The sequence below is a fragment of the Brevibacillus humidisoli genome (genome assembly GCF_020923435.1).
GTDB classification, from domain to species: Bacteria; Bacillota; Bacilli; order Brevibacillales; family Brevibacillaceae; genus Brevibacillus_E; species Brevibacillus_E humidisoli.
The window spans coordinates 1,171,133-1,189,599 of sequence record NZ_CP087263.1; the positions used below are offsets into that span (position 1 = coordinate 1,171,133).

Here is an 18,467-nt window from a genome sequence, read left to right on the forward strand (position 1 = left end):
TTGCCAAAAAGAAAGCTTTTGCCACAACAAGCGGCTGAACACACCTCAGCCGCTCGTCTGTTATACACACGATTACCGAAACAGTTCGCTCGCCCGTAGATAGTGAGCCCAATACCCCCGCCACAGACCGTAATCGGGCCATCCTGTTCCTGCCGGTCTGCGGTACAATCGAGAATATACTCGCTCTAGCGCGCCTTCACCAGTGGGGAGTTCTTCCATTCTGCCTAAACCTCGGATTAGAATGAACGACGCCGACCATTCGCCGATTCCTTTGATCCCCAGCAAGAAGCGGCGTACCTGCTGGTAGTCGCCCCTCTGCAGGAAATCGTCGCCTACATGCTGAAAGGCTTCGCTCATAGCCAGCAGATATTCCTGCTTTTTTTGCTGACCGACGATCGTTAGCATCTCCTCTCTGTCTGCCGCCAGCAGGTCGGCCGGTTCGGGAAAAGCCGGATACGGCTGGTTATGGATCGTTACGTTGCCGCCATAACGTCTGGACAGCTCCTGTTTGACGCTTTTCGCTGCGGGCATCGGCACCCGTTGGGAGAGAACAGCCCAACAGGCGTTTTCAAACGGTGTCAAAAACTTTACCTGGTGATAGCCGTACAGCCGCTCCACGATCGGCTGAAACACCGGATCTTTGCTCCCCAACTGATAAAACGGACGCAGTTCATCGTCGAGACTAAACACAAAACGGATTTTTTCCTCAAGCTCCCGCTGCTGACTATCTGTGATGGCCTCTGTGGAAAACAGTGTGTAGACGAGCCGAGGGTGTTCGAGGGTACCTGTCGAACGCAGAGAAAAAGCGAATACTTGTCCCTGCCACTTGATCGCTTTGACGATCTCGCTGCTTCCGGTCGCCTGCTCGCCTTTTGTCGGAGAAAAGCCTTGTAGGAATGCAGCCGATTTGTTGAAATCATAGGGAGCTGCCGGGTATAGTGTACCTTGCTTTGTAAACTGTTTCACGCCAACCTCCCTCACTTCTTTACCTCATAGACAACTAACGTTTGCCCTTCAGGGTCTCGCGCCATAAACTTTCGACCCAATGGAAAATCGATCAGTTCTGTGCTCAGCGCAACTCCTTTTTCCTGCCATCTGGCATAAACAGACTCGATTGCCTCTACCTCAAAGCTGATTTCTACCTTTTCGTTTGCTTCTGGCCTCACTCCCCATAGCAAACCGCGCAGGCAGCCAGTAAGAAGATTGAGGCCATTTTGCCGCATTCGCTGCGCCAGCGGGTACAGCACCTGAGAGACAGTATGCGCTTTCTCGCGCTTGATCCGAGCTATCATCGCAAGCAGCAGAACAAGCAGCAGGAGGAGCAGCTGCAAATGATCAGGAGGGCGGTATTGGAGAGCTCCCGACTGGAACTTCACTATCAGAAGCGGCAGCGGCTGGATCGCATTCCGCCTATCGAGCCGCGTCGGGTTGACCCCTACGGCATGGTCAACGTACACGGGGCCTTGTACTTGATCGGCTACTGCCACCTGAGAAAAGGCGTAAGACAGTTTCGGCTCGATCGCATTCGCCGTCTGGATGTACTGCCGGAGAGGTTCCGCCGTCCGGAGGAGTTTTCCATTCAGCAGTATCAGCCGGAGCAAAACCGCAATCTGATCGTTCGCGTACAGTTTCCTGCCGCGATGGCCGCTTACGTTCGGGAATCGCGCCCGTTTTTTTGGGAAACCGAGAAAGAGACGGAGCAGGGACTGGAGGTGACGCTGCGCGTACGCGATGAGGATGAAGTACTCTCCTGGATTCTCAGTTGGGGAGGGCAGGCGCTGGTGCTGGAGCCATCTTCCCTGCGGCATAAAATCTATGAGCAAGCCCGCCATATGATCGCCCGCTATGATCCGGAAGGGTAATCCACAGCAGGTGTCTGATGGGATCGCTGCGTCTGCAAGATGATTTTTTTACCAGTTGAGATCGAACGTATATTCCCCTTATAATGAGCATACAATAAGAACAGGTGTTCCTATTATGAGGGGGTGGCATCATGAAAAGCCGAATCATCTTTCTTGCCGACATGCAAAGCTTTTTCGCCAGTGTGGAAAAGGCGGCTGACCCGACGATTCGCGACAAACCGATCGTTGTTGCTGGTGATCCCGAACGGCGCAGCGGTGTCGTGTTGGCCGCCTGCCCGCTTGCCAAGGCATATGGCGTGACCACCGCAGAAGCCCTCTGGCAGGCACAGCAGAAATGTCGTCAGTTGGTCGTGGTCAAGCCGCGAATGGAGACGTACATTCGCGTATCGCTGCAGATCACCCGCATTTTTGAGTCCTTCACAGACCTGGTAGAGCCGTATTCGATCGATGAGCAGTTTCTCGATGTGACCGGCAGTGCGGCACTGTTTGGCGATCCGCTGACGATTGCCGAACAGATTCGGGAGCGAGTCCGGCTGGAGACGGGGATTGTCTGCCGGATTGGGATTGGCGAAAACAAAGTGTTGGCGAAAATGGCCTGCGACAACTTCGCTAAGAAGCAGTCACAGGGAGTGTTCTGGCTGAAGCGCTCGGATCTGGCTGAGACGCTTTGGCCGCTGCCGGTGGAGAAGTTGTTTGGAGTCGGTTCCCGGATGAAGCGGCATTTCCACCGGATTGGCGTGTATACGATCGGACAAGTGGCTAAGCTTTCTCCTGCCGTCCTGACCCGCCGTTGGGGCGTCAACGGAGAGATCCTGTGGCGAACCGCTCACGGGCTTGACGATTCGCCGGTTTCTCCTCGAACGCACGAACTGCAAAAAGGGATCGGCCACCATATGACGCTGCCGCGTGATTACCACACGGCGGCTGATATCAAAGTGATCCTGCTGGAGCTGTGCGAAGAAGTGTGTCGGCGGGCGCGCAGCAAGAACTTGATGGGATCGGTCGTCTCTGTTGGCTGCCGTGGGGCCGACTTTGATACAGCCACCGGCTTTTGGCGGCAGATGAAGCTGTTCGAGCCAACGCATGACGCAATGACGTTGTTTCAGGCGGTGGGCCATTTGTTTGAGCGGCACTGGCGGCACACACCGGTCCGAAGCATTGGGGTCAACCTCAGTCAACTCATCGAGGATGATACGTATCAGCTCAGCCTGTTTGAAGACAAACAGCGGCAGCGGGCGCTGGCTGCTGCGATCGACGGCATTCGCGCCCGTTATGGAAATGCTGCCGTGCTGCGGGCCATCTCACTGCTTGACTCCGGGCAGGCACGCGAGCGGGCGCGCAAGATCGGAGGCCACTACAAATGAACAAGCGCAGGCTGCTGGGACTGGATGGAGAAGGCAGACGAGAGGAGAACGGCGGCCAACAGGGCAGCGTATCCCGGATGCAGCCGGACGGTTGGCGGGAGACGCTGCAGGAGTGTGTCATCTTTGGCGTTTTATTCAAGGCGGTCATGGTCGATTTGACGGTGCTGCAGGCGAGGGCGCTCAAGCTGTCGTACCAGGCACCGCTTGAGGAACTGTCCCATTGGGCGGAACGGCGCCATTATCAGCTGCGACGCCGCTTGCGCGAGCAAGGCTGCTTCTTGTTGAACAGCGAGCGGCTTGATCAGGTCTACCGGATCCAATTGATCATCGGGGGTTATCAACAGGAAGCGGTGTACTCGGTCGAATGGATCAGAGCCGAATGCGAAGAGCGGATTCGCATCTGGCTGATGGAACGAGGAGGAGAGCGGAATGGGGCGTAAGGCGGTGTCCAAAAAGGAGAATTTGTTTGCGGCCAGCCGGTTTGTTCTGCCGGAGCACCGGGAGATCTATCTCCAGATGAAGCAGGAGCAGGTCTTTTACGTTCCTCCGCAACTAGATGAACACCAGCGGGCAGAACTTGCCAGTCGACTGTGGCAGGCATTTCAAGAGAAGCAGGAAGTGGAGGTCACCTGTTACGATCGGCGTGGGCCGCGGCAAGTGCGGGGAGTGATTCTCCACATGGAACAGGTGACACGGCGGATCAAGCTGAGAACAGATCAAGGAACGGAGTGGATTTCTGTCGATCACCTGCTTGATGTTGGGGGTGGTGGGTGAAAACTTCCCAGGTTCCAGACACATAGCGGCAGATAGATTAGGGGAGGATGTGAGTAAAAAGGAGTACGCATCGTGAGAAGAGTGTTCTCGCCAAAACGCGGGATCGTCACCGTCACGTTTCTGTGCATCTTGACGGTGGTGGGATGTTCTGCTTCGCAGCCTCCTGCAGCAGAACGGCAGCCGATTACCACACAGCTCACGCAGAGCCCAGAGAGCCCGGTGCAGGTGGCAGAACCGATCAAGTCGGCTTCACCACAGCGACAGGTGAGTCAGCAGGAGAAAGTACCTGATCGTCGCATGCTTGACGTGCCGCTGATCAAACAAAACCCGGAATTGAAGTACGGGTGTGAGATAACCAGTTTGACCATGCTCCTCAGATACGCAGGCTATGATGTTGACAAGATGACGCTTGCCAGTCAGGTGTCCAAAGACGAGGAACCGCTCGTGCAGCAGAAAGGAGACATTCGCCAGTGGGGCGACCCTAATCAGGGGTTTGTCGGTGATATGACCGGAAAACGGAAAGGTTTTGCCGTATACCACAAACCGCTGGAGAAACTGCTGCGTCACTATATGGGAGAACGGACGGTCAACTTGACCGGGCAGTCGTTTGATCGCGTGTTGCAAAGCGTGCGAAAAGGAAGACCTGTCGTCGTCTGGACGACTGGCGATTTCAGACTGCCCACAGAGTGGGAAAGTTGGTACAAGGACGGGAAAAAGATCGTCGCTCCGTTTGACGAACATGCCGTCTTGATCGTCGGCTATGACCCGACCTATGTATACGTCAACGACCCGCTTCGGGGAGGGAAGAATCAGCCGGTAGAGCGTGGAGCGATGATAAAGAGCTGGGAAGCGCTGGGAAAGCAGGCGCTTACCTACCGATAGTGACGTGAGAAGTTGAAATGCAAGTGGCAAGTGAGCAAGCATAAAGTCAAAAAAGGAAGGGCGATGCGGTAAATGGAATATGATCTTCCAAAACCAAAAAAATCAGCTGATTTTAGCCAAATGCATCGCGAAATGACTTTTGCGTGGGAAGGGAGCCATCGCGTAGGATAGACGAAGAAATCTTGCAGCCACATTGCATCGTGTGAAAAGGGGACTCTACATGTTAGCACAAGAAATGGGCAAAATCTTCACCAAACACGCGGGAGTGATGACGCCCAAACGATGGACTGAGTTTCTTGAGCAGTTGGAGAACAAAGGTTTGTACGTTGTCATCGAAACCGAAACCAATGGTAAGATGATGAGCCCGTTGGGAGGATTGATGCCGATGCCGTGCAAAGACGAGACGTTCTGCATCATGAGTGCTGACGAGTTAAAAGCCAAAGGGTTGTCCATTGGTCATCATGTCGTAAGCAAGACAAAAGAGAAATAATCATACAGAAGCGAAGCGAGCTCTTCTTCCTGCCACGTGTGGGGAAGAGCTTTTTTTATTTCCGGCGATTGCTGTTTCCCCTAAGGTCTCAGTGCGAGATGACAATAGATTTTACGTTGACAAGTTATGATCTTCACCATTAGAATATGATCAAACAAAATTTATATTCGATGGTGATCGAATGAATACGAAATATTCTATTAAGGTCGAATGCTCACCCGCTTACGAACTGTTAGTCAGCTTTTACGTGTACAGCTATCACCGAAACATCAAGTGGACCGATTTGGGAACCGCCTGGAAGGAAGAGACGAGGCGAAGACTTCCCGCTGCATATGCTCGCCAACTGGAGGATGAGCGCTGGGAGGTTCTTCACCGGATGGTTCTGCTCATCTCCCAATGTCCCCACAAGCAGAGTGTGGAAGGATTCCTTGCCTGGCTGGAGCAGCTTCCGCCGGGGGAGATTTACGAGAGGCTGGTGCCGTGGGTCCGTTCGATTCCTTTAGATCTGGGAGACATTCGCGATCGCAGTCTGTATCTGCTGTCAGAATGGAACCAGCATTACTTCCGCCACCTGCCTGCCGAGCTGCTGAGCCGCTTGGAGCAGGAGGCTGTCAGGACCACTGCATTGGTACAGGAGCAACAGCCAATCGACCTGGTGGAGCAGCTAACCGATGGCATGCGGATCGAACCAGTAGCTGAGCTTCGTCAGGTGATTCTGATTCCCCAATATCACTGTGCGCCTTCTACCATTCTCGATTTCTTTCGCGGGATGGCGACTTGCCTATACCCGATCAGCCCAGAGCCGCTTCATGACCCGGTGGGCGAATTGCTGCCACTGGCACAGTGCCTTGCCGATGAGAAACGATTGCGGATTCTTCATTTTTTGGCTGAAAAGCCACGTACCCTGATCGAGATCCATCAGCAGGTTGGATTGGCCAAAAGCACGGTTCACCACCATATCACATCGCTTCGTCGGGCAGGGATGATCCGCAGTCACTACGTAGGTGATACCACTCCCGCCTACTACAGTTTGCGTGAACAATTTGTGGAGACGGTATACGCAGGTCTTCGGCGACTGGTCAACAGGCAGGTGAGTACTGGTGAGTAAGATCCGGCAGTATCTGAGTGCTTATCATCCGATCGTCCAGGTTTTGTTGGCGGGAACGGTTTTCATCAGCTTGACCAGCTCGATGAGTATGCCGTTTTTAGCGATTTATCTCGCGGAACAGACAGAGTTGGACTATGCGCTGATCGGTCTGATTATTGGGGCAGGACCACTCGCTGGAACGATTGGCGGCTTTGTCGGCGGCACGCTGTCTGACTTTTTTGGCCGTAAACGACTGATGATTCTCTCGCTCCTGGTGCTGTTCATCGTTTTTGGCGGCTTTGTGTACGCCCGAAGCACGATTATGCTGTTGCTGCTAAGCATCGTCAGAGGGTTGGCCGCTTCGTTCTTTGCGACCATTTCCAAAGCATTGATGGGCGATCTGACACCAGAGGAGAAGCGATTTCGCGTCTTTTCCAATCGCTATCTGGCGATAAACCTGGGCTATTCCATCGGCCCGGTTGTCGGTGCTTTTCTTGGGATTAGCGGAAGCGCTTTGACGTTTTTCCTCACGGCAGCTATTTTTTTGCTGTATGCTCTGGTGCTGCCGCTGCTGTTTAGCCGTTATCTGTCGGGAAGAGAGTCGGCAGAGTCGACAGCAGATGATGAACCCCTTTCCGTCGCACATGTCTGGAGCGTTGTCCGCAATGACGGAGCCCTATTGATGTTCGTCTTAGGGGGAGTGATGCTGATGACGGTGCATGGTGAAGTGTCCGTACCGCTCTCCCAGTACTTGCAAAAAGACTTTGTCGATGGCGTGAAACTGTTTGGTTTGCTGATGAGTGTGAACGGTTTGACCGTCCTGCTGATCCAGGTATGGCTGACACGCTGGTCAGAACGTTTTTCGTTATTTCGCAGAATGGTGATGGGCAGTCTGCTGCTTTCCGCTGGAGCAGTGGTTTTTGCCTTTGCACAAGGGTGGATCTCTTTTATTGTGGCGATGTTTGTATTTACGCTGGGAGAAATTTTGCTGGTCCCAGCCGAATACGCCCAAATCGATCAAATCACACCGCCCGGCATGCGCGGCACATACTATGGTGCACAAGGATTTAGCGAATTGGGCAACTTCCTCGGCCCCTGGTTGGGCGGCATGTTGCTGTCAGCGTTTGGCGGTACGACGATGTTTCTCGTCCTGGCCTTGATTTCCCTGGCTAGCCTGCTCTGCTTTGCCAGAGGACGAAAGCTGTATGAGATGAGGAAGAAGCAGGCTGGTGCAGTCAAACCACCTGTCTCTACAACCAATCTGGCATAAGGCGATCTGGTGGATGCAAGCACGCGAAAAAAATGGGCAGCAAGATCAGGGACGGTCATCTGCCTACTTGCATAGGCTATAGCGTAATGACGACCAGGAGGGGAAATGGATGGATCACGATACCCTATGCAAATTGCAGGAAGTGCAGTTCGGCCTGGTGGAACTGCAGCTTTATCTGGACATGAACCCGGCTGACCAGCGAGCTGTCCACCAATACAATGTTCTGTCTGAAGAGTTGCACCGATTGAAGCACCGGTTTGAAATGCAGTACGGACCGCTGATGCAGTACGGCTTTTCCGGATCACCGAACAGATGGGTGTGGACGAGTACGCCCTGGCCATGGGAAATCGAATACTGAGGTGAAACGGTATGTGGATTTATGAGAAAAAGCTGGAAATACCCGTCCGCGTCAGCAAGCCAGACCTGCAAATGGCTAAGTTTCTAATTACGCAGTACGGCGGGCCCGACGGCGAATTATCGGCTGCCCTTCGTTATCTCAACCAGCGTTACACGATGCCAAACGAACGGGCCAAGGCACTCCTGACCGATATTGGTACCGAAGAACTGGGCCACCTCGAGGTGATTGCCACACTCGTGTATAAACTGGTGAAAGACGCCACACCAGAGCAGATGCGAGCAGCCGGGTTGGGTGCTCATTACGCCGATCACGACAAGGCCTTGTTCTATACAGATGCCAACGGCAACCCCTGGACCGCTTCATACATCCAGGCTAAGGGGGATCCGATTGCGGATCTCGCTGAAGATATTGCCGCCGAGGAGAAAGCGCGAGCCACCTACCAGTGGTTGATCAACCTGACGGATGATCCTGATGTGATCGACGTGCTGAAATACCTGCGCGAGCGTGAAGTGGTGCACTCCCAGCGTTTCCGTGAGGCTCTCTACATTGTGGAGGAGCATTACAATACGCGAAAGTTCTTTTAAAGTTCTTTTAAGGAAGGAGTGGCGAGATGGGCAATTCCTACAAGGGAGGTAGTCCGGAGGAGAATCGCGCGCTTGGCAGAAGAGGCCGCCATTGGCCGCCGGAGGTGCGGCGCGGCTACCCGCCGGTCAATCTGCCGCCGGTGAAGCCATACCCGCCGGACCCGTATATCGACCAGTTTCCGTTGCCGGAGGCGCTGAGGACAGGAACGTTGTTTCGCTGGCTGTACGATCCGTATGTGAATCCGTACGAGTATGATTGTTGAGGGTAGGCAGCGATATGATGAGCGAGAAATAGGACCAGTACCTTTGAAAAAGAGGTGCTGGTTTTTTGTTCCAAAACGAGGGGCCATCCAGCGGCGATCAGGGAATTTTTAACTATAGGATTTCTGTTTCATATACTGCCAAAAGGGACACATTATACCTGAAAACGGCCGGGGGTGTGCTCAATGGACGATCAAAACAATGGGAGAGAATTACCGTGGCAGAAATTTTACGGTACCAATCTTGGCTATATTGTTGAAAAATACGAGCAGTACGCCAATAACCCCTACTCCATTGAAGAGTCGCTGAGGGAGCTGTTTGATCAGTGGGGGCCTCCGCCACTATCTCTTGGCGAAGGCATGTCTGCCGAGTATAGTAGCGTCTCGCCTCGGTTGACAGATCAGATCTCTCTTCTAAAAAAAGCGGTAGAGACTGAAAAGCTGGTGCAGAATATTCGTACATATGGCCATTTGGCCGCCAAGATCAATACGTTTTCGGAAAAAGAAGATGTTCGCATCGCCCTCTTGGATCCGGACGAATACCAGCTCAGCGAACATGATCTGGAGGCCATTTCAGCTGAGTATATTTGGCCGGACGCGCCGCGCCATGTTCGTACGGCAAAGGATGCGGTCCGTTACCTGCGGGGCGTATACACCGATACGTTGGCTTTTCAATTCTCTCACGTCTACAACGTCGAAGAGCGAAACTGGTTGTACAGGATGGTGGAATCGGGAGAAGTGATTCGTAGGCCATCAACGGAACAACGTGTGGCGCTGCTGAAACGGCTCACAGAGGTGGAAGGCTTTGAACGGTTTCTCCACCGCACTTTTGTAGGGCAAAAGCGGTTTTCTATCGAGGGACTGGATATGTTGGTACCCATGCTTGATGAGTTGATTCGCCAGGGGGTAGATGGCGGGGCATCCAACATCCTGATCGGGATGGCTCATCGCGGCCGGCTAAACGTTTTGGCCCACGTGCTGGGGAAACCGTACAAAACCATTTTCTCCGAATTTCTGCAAACGCCGAATAAAGAACTGGTGCCATCCGAAGGGTCAATGGGGATCAATTACGGCTGGACCGGTGATGTGAAATATCACCCGGGGGCGGATCGGCAGATCGAAAAGACGGATGCGATCCGTGCGCGGATCACCTTGGCGAATAATCCCAGCCACCTGGAGTTTGTCAACCCCGTCGTGGTGGGATTTACGCGCGCCGCTCAGGAGCAACGACAGTCGGCCGGCCTGCCCAAACAAGACGTGACACGGGCGTTCGCCGTGTTAATCCACGGCGATGCCGCATTTCCCGGCGAAGGGATAGTGGCGGAGACCTTTAATCTAAGCCGGCTTCGCGGCTATCATACGGGGGGCACCATTCACATCATCGCCAACAATCAGCTGGGATTCACTACGGACAGCGGGGATTCCCGCTCCACCATTTACGCCAGCGATCTAGCAAAAGGTTTCGAAATCCCGATTGTTCACGTCAATGCCGATGATCCGGAGGCGTGCCTGCAGGCCGCTCGTCTTGCCATCGAATACCGCAAGCGATTCCACAAGGATTTTCTAATCGACTTAATCGGTTACCGACGGCTCGGACACAATGAGATGGATGACCCGGCGGTCACACAGCCTCAGCTATATGCCAAGGTTGGCACCCACCCAGGAGTCCGCCGTCAGTATGACCAGAGATTGCAATCGGAAGGGTTAATCACTTCGGCACAAGTCGAAGAGATGGAAAAAATGGTACAAGACCGTCTGCATAGGGAGTATGAAGAGCTGAAGAAGCAGTTGGAGACCGGACGGGAGTCTGATCAAGACGGGATGGTGCATGCAGCGGAACGCCCGTTGCCCCCGGATGAGGTCGTCTATGGGCTGCCTGACGTACACACGGCCGTTTCACTTGATGTTCTCCGTGAGATCAATCAACATTTGCTGAAATGGCCGGAGGGGTTTACGATCAATCCCAAACTGGAGCGCGTTTTAAAGCGTCGGGCGGAAGCGTTGGAGGAAGGGGGGAAAGTGGACTGGGCTTTGGCGGAGACGCTTGCTTTTGCCAGTATCCTGGCCGACGGAACACCGATTCGCATCACCGGCCAGGATACGGAACGAGGCACTTTTGCCCAGCGCCATCTGATTCTGCATGACAGCAAGACCGGAGAACGGTTTGCCCCTTTGCAAGTCCTTCCCCAGGCGCGGGCGTCGTTTGCCATTTACAACAGTCCGTTGTCGGAAGCGTCCGTTTTGGGCTTTGAATATGGATATGACGTGTTCGCGCAAAATACACTGGTTCTATGGGAAGCACAATACGGTGATTTCGTCAATGCCGCGCAGGTCATGATCGACACCTTCCTTGCCGCGGGCAGGGCCAAATGGGGGCAAAAATCGAATCTTGTCCTGCTTCTGCCCCACGGATATGAAGGACAGGGACCCGAGCATTCCAACGCCCGTCCGGAACGGTTCCTGCAGTTGGCTGCGGAAAACAACTGGATAGTGGCCAACATGTCGAGCGCAGCGCAATACTTCCATATTTTGCGCAGGCAGGCGGCGATTGTAGGGAAACATGAGGCTCGCCCGCTCATCATCATGACGCCGAAAAGTTTGCTGCGCAACCAGCGTGTCGCTTCCCCCGGTTCAGCTTTGAGCGAAGGAACATTTGCTGCCGTAATCGAACAGTCGAAGCCGAAGGAGCAAGCAGACCAGGCTGAGCGGCTGGTTCTGTGCAGCGGCAAAATCGCGATTGATCTTGAGGAGGAGCTAGAGTCCAGACGAAATCGCGGGGCGCTTCCCTACGGGCTGCATCTGATGCGCGTAGAACAGCTGTACCCCTTTCCAGAGGAAGAAATAAAGACAGTGGTGGGCCGCTGCAAACGATTAAGGGAAATCGTCTGGGTACAGGAAGAGCCGCGCAACATGGGTGCCTGGACGTATTTGGAACCGAGGCTGAGAAACATCGCCCCTGAGCAGGTGGCTGTTCGCTATATCGGCCGCCCTCGGCGGTCCAGTCCAGCCGAGGGTCAACCGGATCTGCACAAGATAGAACAAAACCGTATTCTCCAGGAAGCCCTGCATCCCATCGGTTCAAAACTGCCCAACGAAGGAGGCGACACCCGTGATCGAAATTAAAGTACCGGAGCTTGCAGAATCCATTACGGAAGGAACCATCTCCCAGTGGTTCATATCAGAAGGCGATCGCGTAAGTCAGGGGCAACTCCTGGTTGAGTTGGAAACGGACAAGGTAAACGTAGAGATCAACGCGGAGCACGACGGGGTGGCAGAGAAGATCCTGAGCCAAGCGGGAGACAACGTTGAAGTAGGACAGGTCATTGCAATACTAAAGGAAAGTGCCGAGTCACAGCAGCCTGAGGGGGCTGACCAATCCGCCGATCAACCCGCTGTGTCGTCCGCTGCAGTACCAGCGGATGAACGGGAGACGGAAGAAAAACCTGGTCGCGACGAGCCTGGTGAGCGAGATTCCCGCAACAGGCCGACTGCTACCCCTGCCGCGAGAAAGCTGGCCAGACAGCTGGGGATAGACTTGGGACAAGTGCAAACACGGGATCCTTTGGGCAGGGTCGCCGTAGAGGATATCATGGCTCACTCTTCGGCCAAAACAATACCATCACCACAGGATGTACCAGCGGGCACTGAGACCGTTCGCCTTGAACATGCAGCACGGCCAGACAACGATCGTACGCATGTCGAGGCATCCGAGCCAGCTATTGCCCCCGACAAACCTGTGGAGCGTCTCCGCATGTCAAGGCGCAGACAGACGATCGCAAAAAGGTTGGTCGAAGCACAGCGGACGGCAGCGATGCTTACGACCTTCAATGAAGTGGACATGACTGCGATTCTCGATCTCCGCCGCCGTCGTCAGGATGCATTCACAAAACAACACGGTGTACGGCTCGGGTTTATGTCCTTTTTTACCAAAGCAGTGATTGGCGCTTTAAAGGCGTTTCCCATGCTAAACGCTGAGATTCAAGGCGACGAGATCCTGCTCAAGCGATATTACGACATCGGAATTGCCGTTTCCACCGACAAGGGGCTGGTAGTACCCGTTGTCCGCAACGGCGACAGCCTCTCTTTTGCCGAGATTGAACGGGAGATTCTCACCCTTGCGGAAAAGGCCAGAGACAATACCCTCAGTCTGTCCGACCTGCAGGACGGAACGTTTTCGATCACGAACGGGGGGATCTTCGGCTCACTGCTGTCCACGCCCATCCTGAACACCCCACAGGTCGGCATCCTGGGCATGCACAAGATTCAAACACGCCCGGTAGCTGTTGACAAAGACAGGATGGAGAATCGTCCGATGATGTACGTAGCCCTCTCCTACGATCACCGCATCGTGGACGGAAAGGAAGCGGTGAGCTTTCTCGTTAAGGTAAAAGAACTGCTGGAAGATCCTGAAAATCTACTGCTGGAAGGGTAGAGCGAGCACGTATTGGAGGGGAAGAATTGTGAAACGATAACGGGGCGCAAGGAGTATTGAGGTAGCCAAGCCGGTTAGAACTACCAATCAGCCTGCGTTTTTTTGATGACAGTAAGAAAGTGATGCATGGATAAACATGCATCACTTTCTTACTGTCCGACGTAAACGTTTTGTCCCACAACAGGTGCGCTTCTTTGCAGATGCTGCAACAGCTCCTGGGAGAATAAAAGCGGATTGTCGATCATGGAGTAGTGACCACATTGGGGGAGTACTCGAAAATGCGAATGTGGGATCACCTCCTGCAGACGGGCTCCCCAGTATGCGGGAAGGAAACGGTCATGCTGCCCCCACATTAAGGTTACCGGGACCCGAATGCTTGGCAAATAGGGGACAAGTTCTTCCGTTTGATGATGCTCAAGAGCCAGAGATGCCTGTTGTAATTCATCAGCACCCCCCGGATGGGAGAAAGGAAAAACAAAAGCTTCAACCCATTGGGGTGTTACCAGATCCTGGTGATAAGTACCCACTCGCAGCATTCGTTCAATAAACTGGGGTGTCGGCTCAAACTCTGGTGCGGTAGGATATCGCAAAGCGACAACGGGAGGCAGCGGCCAGTTGCTAAAGCAGACCCCGTCTACTACAACCATGCTCTTTACTCTTTCAGGATAACGAACGGCCAAAATCTGCGCGATTCCCCCTCCCAGATCGTGTCCGACGATGTGTGCAGATTGAACACCCAATTGATCAAGTATTCCAATGACATATTTTGCTTGTTTGGGAAGGTCTAACTCTTTGGCTGCTGCTCTTCCAGATTGGCCATAGCCCAGCAGGTCTGGTGCAATAACCCGGTATTTTGCGGATAAGGAAGGAATGATTTGCATCCAAAGCAGCGAATTTGTTGGAATGCCATGTAAAAAAACGACGTCTTCATTCCCGTTCCCGGCGATACGAGCAAACATTTTGTGGGGACCGATTTGAAAGGTTGCTTGTTGCATATGGGTAAATTGCTCCTTCCATTACAGATGGTTGCTGTTTTACTCTTCCACAAGCCCGTGTTTTCCATGCAAAGAATGGAAGCCCCCACCTGAAACAGAATTGATGAGTTCAACGAGGAGAAGGGGACTGAGCTATGAGTGCGGCCATAGCGTTGCATGAGATAGGTTGCAAGCTCAATCGGATAGGAATGCTTGCAAAGGTTCATAATAAAAACTATAACGGTGGGGAAGGGAGGAGCATATGTCAAACCAACAAGTGAATGAATTGCTCGTTCGATTGGATCAATCGGCTCAGGCTTTTAACCAATTGTCCGGCAACATGGCAGATCCCAATCAAGTACAAAACATCGCTCAGTCTGTACAAGCTGTTACACAAAAGCTTGCCAACCCAAATACAAGTATGAATCATCAACAGATTGAAACGATTCGAAAGCAGATTACCCAGATCAGGCAGGAGCTTGAAAATCTGGACGAGTGGCTGGAAGAATCATCTGGACAGCTTGCCAGCTTGTACAGGTCTTCTCTAGGGGATACCAAGCCTCAATTCGAGAACGCCCCTGCAGTCCAACAGCAAACAATGAACGCTTACGCCAGTCAAACCCTGCAAGCGTATCGGAAGCAAGCTCAGGTAAGTGAACATTTGCATCAGTTAAACGCTGACCTGATGGCATTGAGCCACCAGTTGGAACAGCAAACGTATAGCTCACAAATCCCAGTTCAGGCGCCGGGAGAGCCGCTTCAAACAGATCATGATCCTGAAAAGAATATCTACATTTCTTAATGAAGCCAAATGTTGCTGCAGTAATGGTGTAGGGAAAACGCAACGGTCATATCATCCAGAACAAATCTTGGCGGCTCCCTATAGGGGAGTTTGCCGCAAATCCATATCTTCTCATGACAAAAAAAGTGGCCCTCCTTTAACAGGTTACGCTGGAGGGCTTTTTGTTTCCGTTGAGTTACCTATTGGCGAGAGACATGGAGTGCTGTGTCCGCGCTCTTTAAGACCAAATCCAACTGTTGCTGCGGATTGTAGGGGTGGTACCATCCTTTTTCCACCATGTAATTTGTCACTTTTTCATGGTAGGCGATCCCGTCTTCCAAATGCTTGCGAAGCGTTGCCCGCACTTCCGGAGAAGCTGTTTCAGTGATGGCCACTGCATAATTGCGAATGCCGCTCTTTGCAGCGAACAAAAGATCCGTAGCAATAACCTGATCTGTCATCACATTCATACCAGTTAAGTTTTCTACCACTGTGTTCAACTGTTTCACCTCGAATCTACATTCATTCCTTGGGATAGTTGTGTTTGCAGCTCCTGGATATGCCGCTGAGTATTTTGGACGTCCTGTTGGAGAAGTTGCTTGAGAGTCTCGTCAGAAACCAGCGTTTGAGAGACGGTTGATCTGGTTAAACAAACACTTTTGAAATTAAGCAATTCAGATACATCCATCGCTTCATGAATGGCCAAACGGTTTTCTGCCACCAGCGACCCACCTCCTTCCACAAGTATGGTATCCTGTGCGAAATAAATTATGCCAACTCCCATCATCAGAGATTGGCATGCATGAATTTGCTACTGTTTACAAACCATACAATTACCAAATCATCTCTGCTAAAGGACGGTTACCTGTGACAACTACAACTGAACCTATCATCGTTCATTCCATCATTAATGGTGAGAAGGTACTGACAGAAAAAAGGATTCCTCGAGAAAATCCGTCAAATGGAAAAGAAATCGTCGGCTATGCGCCCTTTAACACAAAAGAAGAGACAGTTGCGGCAATTGAAGCGGCGTATGAAGCTTTTGGCAAGTGGAAATGGGTACCGGTTGAAGAAAGAATCGAGCGTATGCGCCGAGCGATTGAAAAGATAAAATCTGCCATTCCCGAATTATCTCGTCTGCTATCGAGAGAGCACGGCAAGCCGCTTTATGATTCAGAAGGAGAGTTTGCCGTATCACTGATGTGGATGGAGTTCGCATGTGATAACGCGAAAGAGGTGCTTCAACAAACAGTAAAAGAGCACGAGAAGGGGAAAACCATCATTACCTATGACCCGATCGGTGTCGTTTCTGCGATCACTCCTTGGAATTACCCTATCTCTCTTTCTACGATAAAAATTGCTCCCGCACTTCTGGCTGGCAATACGATGGTGCTCAAGCCAAGTCCTTTTGCCCCTCTTACGGTCAGCAAGGTCGCGGAAATGATCTCCTCTGAGTTCCCTCCTGGGGTGCTGAATCTTGTACATGGAGAAGCGGAGGTAGGTGTAGAGCTAACATCGAATCCAAAAGTAGCCAAAATCGCATTCACTGGCGGAACCAAAACTGCTAAAAGTATTATGAAGGCCGCTTCGGAAACGATCAAGAAGTTGACGTTGGAATTAGGCGGAAATGATGCCGCGATTATTCTTAAGAGTTTTGATGTGAATGACGAACGGGCTATGCGGCGTCTGGTCATTTCAAACTTTTTAACCGCAGGCCAGATCTGTATGATTGCCAAACGCGTATATGTACACCGGTCGATCTATGATCAGTTTGTAGAAAAATATATCGAAGCGGCTAATAAGTGGATTCGTGTCGGCAACCCGTTTAATCCGAATGTAACCATAGGACCTGTAAACAATGCGGGTCAAGTAAAGTATGTGCAGAGTCTGGTTGACGATGCAGAAAGTCGCGGTGCCGAGGTGATCAAGCTTGGCACAATCATCGATCCAGAGATCTTCGATCAAGGTAATTTCATGCAGCCGACGCTGGTCTTGGGCTGTGATTATAACGACCCTATCGTTGTGGAAGAGCAGTTTGGTCCGACAGTTCCTATTTTGACGTTCGATGATGAGGAACAGGTCATTGCGCTGCATAATGAAAGCATCTACGGTCTGACAAGCTCTGTCTGGGGCAACGAAGAAGATGCTGTGCGTATCGCTCGTCGGATCGAAGCGGGGACGACAATGATCAACACAGCTGCAGTGCAGGGGCTGGATGTACGCTTTCCGTTTGGTGGAGTGAAACAGTCCGGGGTTGGCCGGGAATACGGTGTGGAAGGGATTCTCTCTTATACGGAAACACACGTCATTAACATCCCAACCGTGTTGGATTTGCCTTACATCCCTGAATAAAACATAAATGCATGGACGACGAGAAAACAAATCAGCACCTTGTGAACAGAGGTGCTGACTTTTTTTGTTCCCACAGTTGAATAAAGAACAAAATGTGGTCGAGACGGACCTTAGCACAACGATTTCTCCGTATTTGGATCGTAGTGATCTGTCAAGAATTTCGTGTGAAACGACTTTCAAGAGAGTGATGAGCAATCGGTAAGATACCGTAACCTTGTACCACATGATATGATCGAACCAAAAGGAGTGATGGTGGATGACAATGTTGAATCAGGTACCGGTCGTGCAAGCAGAAATGCTTATACGAAAACCGGTAAAAGAGGTGTTTGAGGCTTTTACCGATCCGGCTATAACGACAAAATTCTGGTTCACCAAAAGCAGCGGAAGGTTGGAAGCAGGCAAGCATGTCCGCTGGGATTGGGAGATGTACGGAGTTTGGGATAACGTCTATGTAGAAGAAATCCAGCCAAACAAGCTGATTCGGATTAAATCATCAGACAACACTATAGTGGAGTGGACATTTACTCCCCGCACCGATAACCAAACCTTTGTCACAATTACGAATACAGGATTTGCGGGAAATGGAGATGAGATCGTAAAACAAGCCATTGACGCTATGGGAGGATATACGATCGTGCTCTGTGGACTGAAGGCGCTGCTTGAACATAACGTCGTTCTTGATCTGGTATCGGATAAGGCACCGGACGCCCATATGTAAGGAAATGAGTTTCATAAGATTCGAGAAGCTCGGTAAGAACAACCCGTTGACGAGCAAATCTTCGATGGGTGCTTTTTAACGGTAGCTTGGATCCGACAAGGGGGACCATGTGAAGGTCTCCCTTTTCTATTTCGCATGACTCGGCTGAGGCGTGACCTTGGCCGGAAAGTGGAGAGCTGCTCCTCGTTAGTACAAGTTTCCTAATTTCACCTATCTACATGTCGGCATGGTATGACTTTGGGATTATTTTCTAAATTCCCACATAAAATGGAATTTTTT

The 18,467-nt window shown here is 52.0% G+C and carries 21 protein-coding genes; 16 read left to right on the forward strand and 5 right to left on the reverse strand.

What is annotated here, in order from left to right:
* Positions 1-72: 72 nt before the first annotated feature.
* Complete coding sequence (locus tag LOK74_RS05765; RefSeq protein ID WP_230045627.1) at positions 73-966, reverse strand: DNA-3-methyladenine glycosylase family protein; 894 nt, start codon at positions 964-966, stop codon at positions 73-75.
* An 11-nt stretch (positions 967-977) separates the two neighbouring features.
* Positions 978-1,223, reverse strand: coding sequence for a VOC family protein (locus LOK74_RS05770; RefSeq protein ID WP_230045628.1), 246 nt, complete (start codon positions 1,221-1,223; stop codon positions 978-980).
* Between LOK74_RS05770 and LOK74_RS05775 the strand changes: the two genes are divergently transcribed.
* The 13 genes from LOK74_RS05775 (at position 1,215) to odhB (ending at position 13,363) form a co-directional block, all read left to right on the forward strand.
* Positions 1,215-1,862, forward strand: coding sequence for a helix-turn-helix transcriptional regulator (locus LOK74_RS05775; RefSeq protein WP_230045629.1), 648 nt, complete (start codon positions 1,215-1,217; stop codon positions 1,860-1,862). The genes LOK74_RS05770 and LOK74_RS05775 overlap by 9 nt on opposite strands.
* 131 nt (positions 1,863-1,993) lie before the next feature.
* Complete coding sequence (locus LOK74_RS05780; protein WP_230045630.1) at positions 1,994-3,226, forward strand: DNA polymerase IV; 1,233 nt, start codon at positions 1,994-1,996, stop codon at positions 3,224-3,226.
* Complete coding sequence (locus LOK74_RS05785; RefSeq protein WP_230045631.1) at positions 3,223-3,666, forward strand: YhjD family protein; 444 nt, start codon at positions 3,223-3,225, stop codon at positions 3,664-3,666. Before LOK74_RS05780 ends, LOK74_RS05785 begins: the two co-directional genes overlap by 4 nt.
* Positions 3,656-4,000, forward strand: a complete 345-nt coding sequence (locus LOK74_RS05790; protein WP_230045632.1) for a YolD-like family protein — start codon at positions 3,656-3,658, stop codon at positions 3,998-4,000. The genes LOK74_RS05785 and LOK74_RS05790 overlap by 11 nt, the downstream gene beginning before the upstream one ends.
* A gap of 72 nt (positions 4,001-4,072) precedes the next feature.
* On the forward strand, positions 4,073-4,882 hold the full coding sequence (locus LOK74_RS05795; RefSeq protein ID WP_230045633.1) for a C39 family peptidase: 810 nt from the start codon (positions 4,073-4,075) through the stop codon (positions 4,880-4,882).
* A gap of 220 nt (positions 4,883-5,102) precedes the next feature.
* Positions 5,103-5,372, forward strand: a complete 270-nt coding sequence (locus tag LOK74_RS05800) for a hypothetical protein (protein WP_230045634.1) — start codon at positions 5,103-5,105, stop codon at positions 5,370-5,372.
* Between the two features lie 181 nt (positions 5,373-5,553).
* Positions 5,554-6,480, forward strand: coding sequence for an ArsR/SmtB family transcription factor (locus LOK74_RS05805; RefSeq protein ID WP_230045635.1), 927 nt, complete (start codon positions 5,554-5,556; stop codon positions 6,478-6,480).
* Positions 6,473-7,729, forward strand: a complete 1,257-nt coding sequence (locus LOK74_RS05810; protein WP_230045636.1) for an MDR family MFS transporter — start codon at positions 6,473-6,475, stop codon at positions 7,727-7,729. Before LOK74_RS05805 ends, LOK74_RS05810 begins: the two co-directional genes overlap by 8 nt.
* A gap of 109 nt (positions 7,730-7,838) precedes the next feature.
* Entirely contained in the window at positions 7,839-8,087 is a 249-nt protein-coding gene (locus tag LOK74_RS05815) for a spore coat protein CotJB (RefSeq protein ID WP_230045637.1), read from the forward strand.
* 11 nt (positions 8,088-8,098) lie between these two features.
* Positions 8,099-8,671, forward strand: coding sequence for a manganese catalase family protein (locus tag LOK74_RS05820; protein ID WP_230045638.1), 573 nt, complete (start codon positions 8,099-8,101; stop codon positions 8,669-8,671).
* A 26-nt stretch (positions 8,672-8,697) separates the two neighbouring features.
* Positions 8,698-8,934, forward strand: coding sequence for a spore coat associated protein CotJA (locus tag LOK74_RS05825; protein ID WP_230045639.1), 237 nt, complete (start codon positions 8,698-8,700; stop codon positions 8,932-8,934).
* A gap of 183 nt (positions 8,935-9,117) precedes the next feature.
* Complete coding sequence (locus tag LOK74_RS05830; RefSeq protein ID WP_230045640.1) at positions 9,118-12,054, forward strand: 2-oxoglutarate dehydrogenase E1 component; 2,937 nt, start codon at positions 9,118-9,120, stop codon at positions 12,052-12,054.
* Positions 12,041-13,363 (forward strand): 2-oxoglutarate dehydrogenase complex dihydrolipoyllysine-residue succinyltransferase, encoded by a 1,323-nt coding sequence (gene odhB / locus LOK74_RS05835; RefSeq protein WP_230045641.1) that lies wholly within the window; start codon positions 12,041-12,043, stop codon positions 13,361-13,363. The genes LOK74_RS05830 and odhB overlap by 14 nt, the downstream gene beginning before the upstream one ends.
* Before the next feature lie 149 nt (positions 13,364-13,512).
* Here the strand turns inward: odhB and LOK74_RS05840 are convergent, their stop codons facing one another.
* Positions 13,513-14,358 carry an alpha/beta hydrolase gene (locus LOK74_RS05840; protein WP_230045642.1) on the reverse strand — a complete coding sequence of 282 codons (846 nt, stop codon included), beginning with the start codon at positions 14,356-14,358 and terminating at the stop codon, positions 13,513-13,515.
* A gap of 241 nt (positions 14,359-14,599) precedes the next feature.
* On the opposite strand from LOK74_RS05840, the gene LOK74_RS05845 reads away from it, so the two are divergent.
* Positions 14,600-15,139, forward strand: coding sequence for a hypothetical protein (locus LOK74_RS05845; RefSeq protein WP_230045643.1), 540 nt, complete (start codon positions 14,600-14,602; stop codon positions 15,137-15,139).
* Between the two features lie 179 nt (positions 15,140-15,318).
* Here LOK74_RS05845 and LOK74_RS05850 read toward each other — a convergent pair whose 3' ends face one another.
* Both LOK74_RS05850 and LOK74_RS05855 read right to left on the reverse strand, forming a co-directional pair.
* On the reverse strand, positions 15,319-15,618 hold the full coding sequence (locus LOK74_RS05850) for a spore coat protein (protein ID WP_230045644.1): 300 nt from the start codon (positions 15,616-15,618) through the stop codon (positions 15,319-15,321).
* A 5-nt stretch (positions 15,619-15,623) separates the two neighbouring features.
* A complete protein-coding gene (locus LOK74_RS05855) occupies positions 15,624-15,839 on the reverse strand; it encodes a hypothetical protein (protein ID WP_230045645.1) in 216 nt (71 codons plus the stop codon).
* 77 nt (positions 15,840-15,916) lie between these two features.
* Between LOK74_RS05855 and LOK74_RS05860 the strand changes: the two genes are divergently transcribed.
* A complete protein-coding gene (locus tag LOK74_RS05860; RefSeq protein WP_230045646.1) occupies positions 15,917-17,470 on the forward strand; it encodes an aldehyde dehydrogenase family protein in 1,554 nt (517 codons plus the stop codon).
* Positions 17,471-17,726: 256 nt separating this feature from the next.
* A complete protein-coding gene (locus LOK74_RS05865) occupies positions 17,727-18,188 on the forward strand; it encodes an SRPBCC family protein (protein WP_230045647.1) in 462 nt (153 codons plus the stop codon).
* Positions 18,189-18,467: the final 279 nt, after the last annotated feature.

Coding starts and splice junctions, on each gene's coding strand:
- LOK74_RS05790 (WP_230045632.1), top strand. CDS start 3,656: ATGGGGCGTAAGGCGGTGTCCAAAAAGGAGAATTTGTTTGCGGCCAGC.
- LOK74_RS05825 (WP_230045639.1), top strand. CDS start 8,698: ATGGGCAATTCCTACAAGGGAGGTAGTCCGGAGGAGAATCGCGCGCTT.
- LOK74_RS05840 (WP_230045642.1), bottom strand. CDS start 14,358: ATGCAACAAGCAACCTTTCAAATCGGTCCCCACAAAATGTTTGCTCGT.
- LOK74_RS05865 (WP_230045647.1), top strand. CDS start 17,727: ATGACAATGTTGAATCAGGTACCGGTCGTGCAAGCAGAAATGCTTATA.
- LOK74_RS05830 (WP_230045640.1), top strand. CDS start 9,118: ATGGACGATCAAAACAATGGGAGAGAATTACCGTGGCAGAAATTTTAC.
- LOK74_RS05770 (WP_230045628.1), bottom strand. CDS start 1,223: ATGCGGCAAAATGGCCTCAATCTTCTTACTGGCTGCCTGCGCGGTTTG.
- LOK74_RS05815 (WP_230045637.1), top strand. CDS start 7,839: ATGGATCACGATACCCTATGCAAATTGCAGGAAGTGCAGTTCGGCCTG.
- LOK74_RS05860 (WP_230045646.1), top strand. CDS start 15,917: ATGCATGAATTTGCTACTGTTTACAAACCATACAATTACCAAATCATC.
- LOK74_RS05820 (WP_230045638.1), top strand. CDS start 8,099: ATGTGGATTTATGAGAAAAAGCTGGAAATACCCGTCCGCGTCAGCAAG.
- LOK74_RS05845 (WP_230045643.1), top strand. CDS start 14,600: ATGTCAAACCAACAAGTGAATGAATTGCTCGTTCGATTGGATCAATCG.
- LOK74_RS05780 (WP_230045630.1), top strand. CDS start 1,994: ATGAAAAGCCGAATCATCTTTCTTGCCGACATGCAAAGCTTTTTCGCC.
- LOK74_RS05805 (WP_230045635.1), top strand. CDS start 5,554: ATGAATACGAAATATTCTATTAAGGTCGAATGCTCACCCGCTTACGAA.
- LOK74_RS05785 (WP_230045631.1), top strand. CDS start 3,223: ATGAACAAGCGCAGGCTGCTGGGACTGGATGGAGAAGGCAGACGAGAG.
- LOK74_RS05800 (WP_230045634.1), top strand. CDS start 5,103: ATGTTAGCACAAGAAATGGGCAAAATCTTCACCAAACACGCGGGAGTG.